Genomic DNA, 11,037 nt, shown 5'->3' on the forward strand with positions numbered 1-11,037 from the left:
GATTCTACGGAGCGCACCCCCCAGTTGCTGACGGCTTTGTGACGGGAAGGTGTAAATCCAGGATTTTTAACGCCTGGATGGGGTGAAATACAGGGTTTTTACTAGGTGTTGGCTGCGGTTGTGACAGGTGTGCAGGTCCACCAGGGCAGGCACTGGTCCAGGGTGTAGATGTCGCCGCAGCCGGTGCTGTCGTGCCCACCTTGGCTGTGCAGGCGGTTTTGCCAGGCCGGCGTGCGCAGCAGGGTGCACAGCGCTTGCAGGGCCGGGTGCTGCAGCAGCGTGGCGTGGCAGACCAGTAGGTCGTGCTCCTGGCACAGCGGAATGAAGTCCAGGCCCTTGGCCTGCGCCGCGGAGGCAATGCCCAGGCCCACATCGGCCTGCCCCTGGGCCACGGCCTGGGCCACGGCGTTGTGGCTGGGCTCTTCATCGTCGAAGCCCAGGATGTCGCCCGGCTGCAGCTGGGCCTGCGCCATCAGGTCGGCCAGCACCACGCGGGTGCCGGTGCCCAGCGGGCGGTTGACAAAGCGCACCTGTTGGCGCGCCACGTCCTGCAGGCTGTGCAGCTGGTGCGGATTGCCCGCGGCCACGATCAGCCCCTGGGCGCGCAGGCCCAGTCGGATGAAGCGGTAGTGCTGCAGGTGCAGCAGCGGTTTGTAGATGTGCGCCGCCATGGAGTGCTTGCCCGCCGCCTGCAGCACGTGAAAGCCGGCCAGGGTGGTGCGGCCCTCGTGCAGGGCCCGCAGGGCGTCCACGCTGACGCAGGGCGTCAGGTCCAGGTGCACGGCGTGCTGCGGGTGCGCGCCGGCAAACTGGCGCAGCAGGCTGTAGGCGCTGTCGTAGCTGGCATGCAGCGACAGGATGGGGGTGTGCTCGTCATAGCCCAGCGCGTAGGTGCGCTCCAGCTCGGCCTGGACGGCTTCGATGTGGGGCGCCAGGCGCGCCTGGGCCTGGCGTTCCGTCAGCAGCAGGCGCAGCCCGAAGGGGTTGAGCTGGGCCGAATGGCCCTTGCCCCACAGGATCACCTCTCGGCCCAGCTGCTCTTCCCACTTCTTGAGGGCCCCCCAGACATGCCGGTAAGACAGTCCCAGCACCCGGGCCGCGCCGGAGATGGAGCCCTGGTCGGCCACCGCCTGCAGCATGTCAAGCAAGGGGTGCTGGATGATGTGGCTGGAGGCGCTGTCTTGCAGGCTGTAGTGAAGTTGGATGCGATGCACGGAGAACCGGAATACCTGGATCGAAAAAGCAAAGGGCGCACCTTAACGGGATTGCCGCGCCCTGCGGGCAGAGACCTCATGCCTGGGCCGCCTTTGGAGGCGGGCAGCCCTGTTGTGGCGCAGGCCTGCCGGGGCTCAGCTTGGCCTGAAAAGACCTGTGCCATCCAGGCACCAGCCCGGCCGGTGCGGCGACGTGGACGTGCTTCAGTGTGTCAAGTGCTCTTTGTGCACGTGGGACAGCACGCCTTGGCAGGCATCCTCGATCAGGTCCAGCACATGCTCGAAGCCCTGGTCGCCGCCATAGTAGGGGTCGGGCACCACGGCACTGCGCATCTCGCGGCAGAACTCGGTCAGCCGGTGCAGCTTGTGGCGCTGCGTCGGAGGGCACAGGGCCTGGGCGCGAGCCAGGTTCTCGTGGTCCATCACCAGCACCAGGTCGTGCTGCTCGAAGTCCTCGCGCGTCAGCTGGCGGGCCCGCAGATCGCTGAGGTCATAGCCGCGCTGCAGGGCGTGCTTCTGGCTGCGGCGGTCCGGCGCTTCGCCCACGTGGTAGGCGTGCGTGCCGCACGAATCCACGCGCAGCCAGGCGCTCCAGCCCCGCGCGTGCACCATGTCGCGCAGCACGCCGTGGGCCGTGGGGCTGCGGCAGATATTCCCCATGCAGACCATCAGAACGGCGTAGGGCAGGGGGTGAAGGTCATTGGTCATACGGGAGGCCGAAAATGCGCAGAGACTGCGCGGGAGGCAGCATGCATTTGTGTTAGATTAGCGTCCGCTTTGCGCTCTGCCGTCAACCGGCAGTCCGCCTGCAAGGCGGGTGTAGTTCAATGGTAGAACTGCATTGCCCTCTGAAAATGCTTTAAAAATCAGAAAAACTACACCAAAAACTACACCAGCCTTATACTTGATCGCATCCGAGCGTGGTTGAGCTTGGTTGATTCTATCTTTCAGTATTTGGCAAATTCCCGTAGCGAGGTGGCGAATGGTGTTTGACCCGAGGGCAGCGAAACTGCTCAGTGATGGCGAGTACATGGCAATCGAGGGGTTCCCTGGGCTGCGGTTGCTGGCCAACAAAAAGGGCAAGACCTGGACCTATCGGTACAAGGGTGCAAGAGGGCTGAAGCAGGTGAAGCTGGGCGCCTGGCCAAATATGCCTCTGCACGAAGCAATCCGGGAGTGGGACAGCGCGCGCACATCCAAAGAGGCAGGGGTCGACCCGGCCGAAAAGAAGAAGGCAGCCAAAAAGCCTGTTGTGCAGGAGCCCGTTGACGACGAGTACAGGGTGCGCCAACTGGTGCTGGATTTCATCCAGGGGCACATCGAGCAAGAGCGCAAGCCAGCCGGTGCTAAAGCAGCTACACGCATCCTGCTGTCCGCCCTTGATGGTTCCCCCGAGCTTGCGGCGATGCCTGCCCATCTTGTGAAGCGTCAGCATGCGTTTGCCCTGCTGGATTCGCGCAAGCACGTTCCAACGATTGCCCAAAAGCTCCGCTCCCTTATGGGGGCGGCCTGGGACTATGCACTCGATGCCGGCCGCCTGGATGGGGATGTGCCCAACTGGTGGCAGGCCGTGATGAAGGGGCGGCTGAAGTCCAAGGGGAAGATCATCGGCGGCAAGCACGTGGGCCAGAAGCGCCGGGCGCTGACGGAGGAAGAGGTGGGGTTGCTGCTGCGCTGGCTGCCCAACATGCACAAGGTTGGGGCTGACACAGTGGTGATGTACCTGTGGACAGGCACGCGGGGGTCTGAGATTTTGGGGATGAAGCCCGAGCACCTTGCAGAGAAGGAGGGGGTCTTGTGGTGGACGGTTCCGAAGGAACTCACCAAGAACGCGCGATTCAAGGATGCAACCGACTTGCGTGTGCCGTTGCTGGGTCGCGCGAGGGAGATTGTTTTGCGCCGGCTGCAAGATACCGATAAGGGGGAGTTCTTGTTCCGCGGCGTGGGCGACAAGCCATACACGCAGCACACGTTTTCGACGTATATCTACGACCTGCAGCCCTACAGCCCGAAGTCGAAACGCGAGGGGAAAACCAGGGGCGTGCTGCCAGTTACAGACTGGACACCGCACAACCTGCGCCGGACGACCCGCACGATGCTGCCATCGCTTGGGTGCCCGAGTGAAGTGGCAGAGGCCATCCTTGGCCACGTGCCATCCGAGATTGAAGCCACGTACAACGCCTACAGCTACGATGCGGAGCGCCTGCTGTGGCTGTCGAAGCTGGCCGAAAAGCTGGAAGCCCTGGCCGCTTAGACCGCATGCTTGCTTTCTCGGCCATAGCCGGCGTTCTTAGGTTGCAGTACAAGAAGCCCACGGGCGGCGCGTTGCCGGTCTTCAACCAGCCAGTCAACACGGCCTGCTGAGATTTCCCGGCCCCGTGGGCTTGGTGCGTCGGGATACCAACACTCAACGCAGGTATTTGCAGCGTAGCTACAAAAGAAAGTCTCCTGAACTATCGATTTTCCAGGGCCGATGCACAAGCATCCGAGCGGTCTGGCTCAAACAATCCAGGAGACTGTGCCAACTTACCAAGTTCGCGCGATGTTGGCAAGTTGTCGTCGCAAGAGGTCTCTGCCAAGTTAAACCGCCTGCTGACCATGAACGTGGGTCATGCAGGCGCCGCAGATGGGAACGTGATGTTTCCCCGCGCTGCGGTTGCCGAGGTCAAGGCGAAGGCTGTGAGCTTGGTTGACAAGTTCATGCATCACCCCGGCAGTGCGGACTTCTGGAAGGTGCTGTTGGATAAATCAGTTCTAGGCAAAACTTACCCAAATTTTTTTGATTAAAAGTCAAAAAAATACTCGGATCGCGTTAGGGTGTTGATTTGGCGCTGTTGCATAAAAGCCGTTTGAGACGTACTACCCCAAACCCCAGACGCAGCTATGCCACAGCCACCGTCTGAGGGCGCCCCAGTTCTGTGAATCGATTCAAGATGGCTGCACGGATGTGCAGCTCATTCACTTGACGCTCAAAGGTGCGTGACATCACCCGCTCGCCCAGACGCTTAATTCAGTGCATCTTGCTTTCCACCAGACTACGTCGGTGGTAGCCGCTCCAGGCTTTCCATATCCTTCGTCCCAAGCGCCTACAGGCAACCACTGCCTCGTTGCGGTAGGTAAACGCTGCCCCTTTGCGTATGCGGGCTCTCTTGCGAGGTGGGATTATCGGGATGGCTCCACGGCGTAGCACTGCTTCATAGACTGGCTGTGTGTCGTAGGCACCATCACCGGTAAAACTGGCTATCGTTTCATCGTCAGGCACCTGTGCCAACAAGTCGGGTACCACAGCGCCATCGCTGACGTCGTTGGAGGTGACGCAAATGGCACGAAGCTGCATGTTCTGGGCATCGATAGCAATGTGCAGCTTGCGCTATTGACGACGGCGCTCAGGTCCGTGCTTTTTGCATTTCCATTCCCCTTCACCCAGGAACTTGATGCCTGTGGAATCGACCAGCAGGTGCAAGCCAGCTTGGCTGCGGGTGTAGGGAATCTGAACATCCAAATCTCGCTGGCGTCTGCACAAAGTGCTGTAGTCGGGCACAGGCCAGTGCAAACCAGACAAGCTCAGCAGTGACTGCACCAGGCCAGTGGCTTGGCGCAGTGCCAGGCCAAACAGGTTCTTGATGGTCAGACAAAACTCAATGGCCGCATCCGAGAACTTGGGGCTGCGCCCACGTTTGCCGCTGGCCTGGGCAAACTAGGCCATGCGCTTGTCAAACCACATGGTCAGTGACCCACGTGCCTTGAGTGCAGCGTTGTATTGTTTCCAGTTGGTGGTGCGGTAACGGCGTTGGGGCTTCTCGGTACTCAAACTCATGCCGCAAGCCTACTGGATGGGCGGTGGCTGTTTGTGCATCAAAGCCGATGTCAATCAATTTTACCCTTCAGAAAAGAAGAGCATTTGTTGTTGCTCCCAACATCAAGAATCACAAGATTTTCCGATGAGCGCGTTATCGCGGTATATACGATTTCTGCATCGTCATCTTCGCTCATCACATAAAAAACGGTTTTTGACTCAAGCCCCTTGTAACTATGAATAGTAGAAAGCTTCACTAGACCACTATTTGCGTAAAAATGATTCTTCTTTGCTCGCCTCACCCTGTCAACATTTTCTTGGTTTTGTTTTATTTTTGTGTTTATTTCATCTTCATTCAATTCCTTTAGATCTTCTATTTTCATATTGACACATGTTGCAAGCTCCGCATATGTTTCAAACATGCAGTGGGTTTTCTCATTCTCTATCCATAACTCATTTAGTTGCCGAACCAAAGAGATTTTTGAGGATAAAATAACCACATCATTTGGATGCAAATCGTAGCTCTTGATATAGGCTCTTATTGAATCAAAAACTGATTTCCTCCAGTCTTTAACTGTAATCTCTTCATATTTCAGAAGACTAAAACCCATACTAACTTGAGTCGGGTTCACGTCAGTAATTTCTATGTCTGAGTGTTTTTCAATTAAGAATTTTAGTTGAAAATCTTTAAATAACTGATTTAAAGGGGAGTCTAGGCTGGTTCTATAAGAGCGAGTAAGTCTAATCCATCTTCCAAAGCCTTGGGCTATGACGGGAGATCTGGTAAAATCTCTTTGATAGATATTTTGCGATTCATCCCCCAGCAGAATCATTTCACCGTCTTCTTCGAGGAAATTGTCTCTAATAATTTTTACCCATTCTGATTGATAATCTTGTATCTCATCAACAAGAATTGTTTGATACTTTGGTACATCAAAATCTTGAAATATGTCGATAGAATAAATCTTATCAATTCCATGTCTTTCAATTAGCTCGCCAAAGTCTTGGCCACTATTAGTGACTTGTGAGTTGAAAAATTGGTGATAATTTGAAATTTCAAATATTGAGAAATCCCTATTTCCTTGAATATCGCTAATCTTATCTCTGATGTAATTTTTCAGTGTAATATTGAATGTCAATATAAGAACTGTTGAACCGTGCCTTTGATGAGCATTGATAGCCCGCTGAGATAAAATAGACGTTTTTCCGCAGCCAGCAACGCCTTTTATTTTTCCTTTTACATTTTCACTATTCGTTAGGGGTAGCTGTTTGTTGTCAAATTTGATTGGGATTCCCTGATTTAGCGTGTGATTGGAGGGGCTAAGCCTCCGTTTAAAATCCCGATAAACATTTTCATCAAATAGAACATGCTTAGAACTCTGCTTGATCTTTTTTGCCAAATGACCAAGTCGATCGCTACCAAAAGACATATTCTTATCTCTTTGAAGATTATATTTTTTCCGCTCCAGATATGTGCGCACTTTCTCGTATGAATCAAATGCCATCTTCTTTTCTCGGATAGCTTGATTTATTCTATACTGTTCTTCTCTATGCTCTTCTTCTGCCGGAAAGTACAGTGAATCAATCGCGATTTTTTCTGAATTATGGAAATATACAAAGCAATGAACAAGATTATAAAAATTGGGGTTTGTGAGCCTTGCTAAGCCGACTATTGGCAAATGCAGGTCGTAAAGGTTCTTTTTGTAGCGAAAAGCTTGGGAGTGCGGTGATGCTATTCTCGATAATTTTGAACCATCATGAACCTCCCATTTATTATTTTCTGTAATTTTATAGTTTTTTAAATCCCAATCTTTGACTTCAATTATGAATGCGGAGCAATGTTCCTTCAAAATTATAATATCGGGTCTGTCCCCGTCTAAGTAGGGGTTAAAAAATACCTCATAGGTATCGTCAAGTTGATCTTTGAGGTAATGTATTAAATTCCACTCACCAGGAGTTGGCGATACTTTAAGGCGCTGAATGTTTTCTATGTCAGGGTAAATAACGGCCATTTACTCAATCACTCTATCTTGTGTGTGCCAGCTTGGCTACAGAGCCACATACTTTCACGAAAGCTAACGCTAAAACTCAGCCGCCGCCGAAGGCAGTCGGCTGGAGTGATTTGTTAGGCAGATACACCGTCTACCCATCTAACTATTCGATCTCTATAGTTACTTTCAGAGTAATTTATCAGGGGAGACTTACTTAGATACGAAAGGATCGCTGATATCACGTAATCTCCTGCTGCAATATCAGAAATCAACCTTGATACTTTTATTTTGAAATTACATTCATCAATTTTTATATCTAGGCAGCCTGTCATGCCAACTGCAAGACTATGAGCAAGTTCATTTCTTGCAAGTCGAGCCTTATGAAGAACTTTCTTTTCGGAATCCCCAATAGGCAAAGAGTTAATATTGTTGTTCAATGTTGAAAATTTTGCAAATAGCTCGGCCACATACTCTTCAAACTTCTCACTAGGTAAAATGATTGCGCAAGAAGTCTTTATATCCAAAAGCCTTGCGGCATGATCACACAAATTATCGAACCTAGTTGCAAAAATTAGACAGCGCCCCAAAATAGCATGGATTTCTTCCGAATTTTCTGTTATTTCAAAATCATCAATAAATATATCGGGGTGCACTATTTCCTCCCAAGATCATTACGTTGAAATTATGCTGCGCAATGGCGCTGCTGCATAAAAGCCGTTTGAGACGTACTACCCCAAACCCCAGACGCAGCTATGCCACAGCCACCGTCTTAGGGCGCCCCAGTTCTGTGAATCGATTCAAGATGGCTGCACGGATGTGCAGCTCATTCACTTGACGCTCAAAGGTGCGTGACATCACCCGCTCGCCCAGACGCTTAATTCAGTGCATCTTGCTTTCCACCAGACTACGTCGGTGGTAGCCGCTCCAGGCTTTCCATATCCTTCGTCCCAAGCGCCTACAGGCAACCACTGCCTCGTTGCGGTAGGTAAACGCTGCCCCTTTGCGTATGCGGGCTCTCTTGCGAGGTGGGATTATCGGGATGGCTCCACGGCGTAGCACTGCTTCATAGACTGGCTGTGTGTCGTAGGCACCATCACCGGTAAAACTGGCTATCGTTTCATCGTCAGGCACCTGTGCCAACAAGTCGGGTACCACAGCGCCATCGCTGACGTCGTTGGAGGTGACGCAAATGGCACGAAGCTGCATGTTCTGGGCATCGATAGCAATGTGCAGCTTGCGCTATTGACGACGGCGCTCAGGTCCGTGCTTTTTGCATTTCCATTCCCCTTCACCCAGGAACTTGATGCCTGTGGAATCGACCAGCAGGTGCAAGCTAGCTTGGCTGCGGGTGTAGGGAATCTGAATATCCAAATCTCGCTGGCGTCTGCACAAAGTGCTGTAGTCGGGCACAGGCCAGTGCAAACCAGACAAGCTCAGCAGTAACTGCACCAGGCCAGTGGCTTGGCGCAGTGCCAGGCCAAACAGGTTCTTGATGGTCAGACAAAACTGAATGGCCGCATCCGAGAACTTGGGGCTGCGCCCACGTTTGCCGCTGGCCTGGGCAAACCAGGCCATGCGCTTGTCAAACCACATGGTCAGTGACCCACGTGCCTTGAGTGCAGCGTTGTATTGTTTCCAGTTGGTGGTGCGGTAACGGCGTTGGGGCTTGTCGGTGCTCGAACTCATGCCGCAAGCCTACTGGATGGGCGGTGGCTGTTTGTGCAACAAAGCCGTTCAGGTGGTGCCAAACCATAATGCGGGCGGCAAGCTCCACCTCATCGCTGGCGGCGCTGGCAATGCACTCAGGAAGTTGTTCGGTGGAAACATGGCCGAGGGACGGAAGAGTGGAGTCGTCCGCCGTGCTGACTTCGACCAGGTTTTTCAGAAGAACAAATTGCCCACACTGACAGCGGCGCAGGCCTTCGTCGTTGGGCATGAGCGAGCCGTCGCGCCAGCCATCCGTCCAGAACGCAAAAGCCGAAAAGTTCATCGACATGTAGTTGGGCAAGGCGTATTGCGCGCCACAGCAGGGCGAAGCCACGATGCGAACGCCACGAACCATGGTCATATGGATCTCCCTTGACTGTGTGAATTGCACTATTTCAAGCGCCTTTTGCCTCGCCTGGCTTTTCCCTGTGGCGACAGATAGCGATTTTCGCCGATGCAGTCATCCAGAGCCGACAGATGAAGAAGTACGTCACTCCCACCTCTGCAGGTCTTTTCATTTGCAGGATTTTCGGCAGTCCCGTCTTGGTTACATCTGCATAATGCAAGAGGTTCTGATCACTCTGTCCCGCTGCGGGAAATTTGCATGGATAACGTCTTTGATTTCCGCAATCGGCTCATCAGCGAATACAGCTCGTTTTCTCGAAGTTTCTCCAAGGTTTCCGCCGAGGACATCCTGACCGCGGTGGAGCAGGAGTACGACCGTGGCCGTTATTGGCCAGAGCCGCTGATTCAGATCAACCCCAACTACAAGCGGCAAGGGACTGTTCAGCAATTGGTAGAGCAGGGCGTGCTCCACCCTCATTGCGCAGACATCTTCCGTACTGGAAAAACCGAGGGAAAGCCGGCGGACCTGCACTTGTATGTGCACCAGCTCCAGGCATTGGCCAAGGCCCAGTCACGGCAGAGCTATGTGGTCACAACGGGTACCGGCTCGGGTAAGTCACTTTCGTTTTTTGTACCCATCATCGACCGCATTCTGAAAGCTAAGGCGGCCGACCCGCAAAAACGCACACGCGCCATCGTCATCTATCCGATGAATGCGCTGGCCAACAGCCAGCTGGAGGAGTTGGATAAGTTTCTGCATGGGTATCCAGTAGATCAGGCGCCTTTCACCGTGGCGCGTTATACAGGGCAGGAGAGTGCCACTGAGCGGCAGGAGATAGCTAACAACCCGCCCGACATCCTGCTCACCAACTTCATGATGCTGGAGCTGATCCTGACCCGTTTTGAGGATGTGGACAGGCGCGTGGTCGAGCATTGCCAGGGCCTGGAATTCCTGGTGCTGGATGAATTACACACCTACCGTGGACGCCAGGGTGCTGACGTGGCCTTGCTAGTGCGGCGTCTGCGCGAGCGCTTGCAGGCCCTTCAGTTGGTATGCATTGGCACGTCGGCCACTATGTCATCGACGGGCACGCAGGCCGACAGAAATCAGACTGTTGCCAGCGTCGCCAGCCTGTTGTTTGGCGCGCAGATCACAGAGCAAGACGTGATTGGAGAGACCCTGGAGCGGGTCACCAATCCCTCCAAGGACATCCAGGCTGTCAAACCACTCTTGAAGCCTGCATTGTTGAAAGAGAGTTACCACTGGCAGGACTTTGCCGCATTCAGCGACGACCCCTTGGCCGTTTGGGTGGAATTGAGCCTTGGCATTGAACTGCCCCTCGATGAGCCACCCCGGCGGGCCAAGCCCATCACGCTGGGCGATGCTGCAAAGCGCCTGGCTGACGATGCCCAATGTACGTTGGAAGAGGCCAGTGCCGGGCTGCAGCGCTTCCTGGTGGCCGCGCATGATGTCAAAACGCCTCAGGGCCGTGCACCCTTTGCGTTCAAGCTACACCAGTTCATCAGTGGCCCCGGTAAGGTGCTGGCCACGTTGGAGCCCGAGGGAGTGCGCCATATCACACTGGATGCCCAGCGCTACGCGCCGGGCCGTCAGGAAGAAGGCACCCAGCTCTATCCCGTGCATTTCTGCCGAGATTGTGGTCAGGAGTACCACCCCGTCTGGCGCTCAGGCCAGGCGCAGGTGGAATATGCGCCCCGAGAAATCGACGACATCTCGGGCGATGACGACGAAAACGCCCGCTACGGCTTTCTGTGCCCAGCCAAGCTCGGCCAAACCTACCGTGGCAGCAACGAAGACCTTCCAGAATCCTGGCTCGACCTCACCAAGGCCGAGCCCAAGGTCAAAAGCACCTACCCCAGCGAAACGTTCCGCGTGCTCAAGAACAAGGAGCTGCGCGATTTGGGCGAGTACCGCACGCAAAGGCTGGTGCTGGCGGCGTGGGATGCTAGGACCGATTAATAG

8 protein-coding genes and 2 pseudogenes are annotated in these 11,037 nt (G+C 54.4%); 3 read left to right on the forward strand and 7 right to left on the reverse strand.

All coding sequences use genetic code 11. The features are described 5' to 3' along the window. Positions 1 to 101 precede the first annotated feature (101 nt). Positions 102 to 1,214, reverse strand: a complete 1,113-nt coding sequence (locus tag KAQ61_RS03295) for a substrate-binding domain-containing protein (protein ID WP_210930484.1) — start codon at positions 1,212 to 1,214, stop codon at positions 102 to 104. A gap of 204 nt (positions 1,215 to 1,418) precedes the next feature. Next, positions 1,419 to 1,922, reverse strand: coding sequence for a low molecular weight protein-tyrosine-phosphatase (locus KAQ61_RS03300; RefSeq protein ID WP_210930485.1), 504 nt, complete (start codon positions 1,920 to 1,922; stop codon positions 1,419 to 1,421). A 274-nt stretch (positions 1,923 to 2,196) separates the two neighbouring features. Between KAQ61_RS03300 and KAQ61_RS03305 the strand changes: the two genes are divergently transcribed. Together KAQ61_RS03305 and KAQ61_RS03310 are read left to right on the forward strand one after the other, a co-directional pair. Beyond that, positions 2,197 to 3,468, forward strand: coding sequence for a tyrosine-type recombinase/integrase (locus KAQ61_RS03305; RefSeq protein WP_210930486.1), 1,272 nt, complete (start codon positions 2,197 to 2,199; stop codon positions 3,466 to 3,468). A 299-nt stretch (positions 3,469 to 3,767) separates the two neighbouring features. After that, positions 3,768 to 4,001 carry a hypothetical protein gene (locus KAQ61_RS03310; RefSeq protein ID WP_210930487.1) on the forward strand — a complete coding sequence of 78 codons (234 nt, stop codon included), beginning with the start codon at positions 3,768 to 3,770 and terminating at the stop codon, positions 3,999 to 4,001. Positions 4,002 to 4,095: 94 nt separating this feature from the next. Here the strand turns inward: KAQ61_RS03310 and KAQ61_RS03315 are convergent. From KAQ61_RS03315 to KAQ61_RS03335, 5 genes and pseudogenes are all read right to left on the reverse strand, one after another. After that, positions 4,096 to 5,031 (reverse strand): annotated as a pseudogene (locus KAQ61_RS03315) (IS5 family transposase). 50 nt (positions 5,032 to 5,081) lie between these two features. Beyond that, positions 5,082 to 7,022, reverse strand: coding sequence for a nuclease-related domain-containing DEAD/DEAH box helicase (locus tag KAQ61_RS03320; protein WP_210930488.1), 1,941 nt, complete (start codon positions 7,020 to 7,022; stop codon positions 5,082 to 5,084). A 113-nt stretch (positions 7,023 to 7,135) separates the two neighbouring features. Further along, complete coding sequence (locus KAQ61_RS03325) at positions 7,136 to 7,654, reverse strand: hypothetical protein (protein WP_210930489.1); 519 nt, start codon at positions 7,652 to 7,654, stop codon at positions 7,136 to 7,138. 97 nt (positions 7,655 to 7,751) lie between these two features. Further along, positions 7,752 to 8,687: pseudogene (locus KAQ61_RS03330) on the reverse strand (IS5 family transposase). Beyond that, positions 8,584 to 9,069 (reverse strand): hypothetical protein, encoded by a 486-nt coding sequence (locus KAQ61_RS03335; RefSeq protein ID WP_210930490.1) that lies wholly within the window; start codon positions 9,067 to 9,069, stop codon positions 8,584 to 8,586. Before KAQ61_RS03335 ends, KAQ61_RS03330 begins: the two are co-directional and overlap by 104 nt. Before the next feature lie 243 nt (positions 9,070 to 9,312). Between KAQ61_RS03335 and KAQ61_RS03340 the strand changes: the two genes are divergently transcribed. Next, positions 9,313 to 11,034 carry a DEAD/DEAH box helicase gene (locus KAQ61_RS03340; protein ID WP_210930491.1) on the forward strand — a complete coding sequence of 574 codons (1,722 nt, stop codon included), beginning with the start codon at positions 9,313 to 9,315 and terminating at the stop codon, positions 11,032 to 11,034. Positions 11,035 to 11,037: the final 3 nt, after the last annotated feature.

Source organism: Comamonas aquatica, assembly GCF_018064205.1.
GTDB classification, from domain to species: domain Bacteria; phylum Pseudomonadota; class Gammaproteobacteria; order Burkholderiales; family Burkholderiaceae_C; genus Comamonas; species Comamonas aquatica.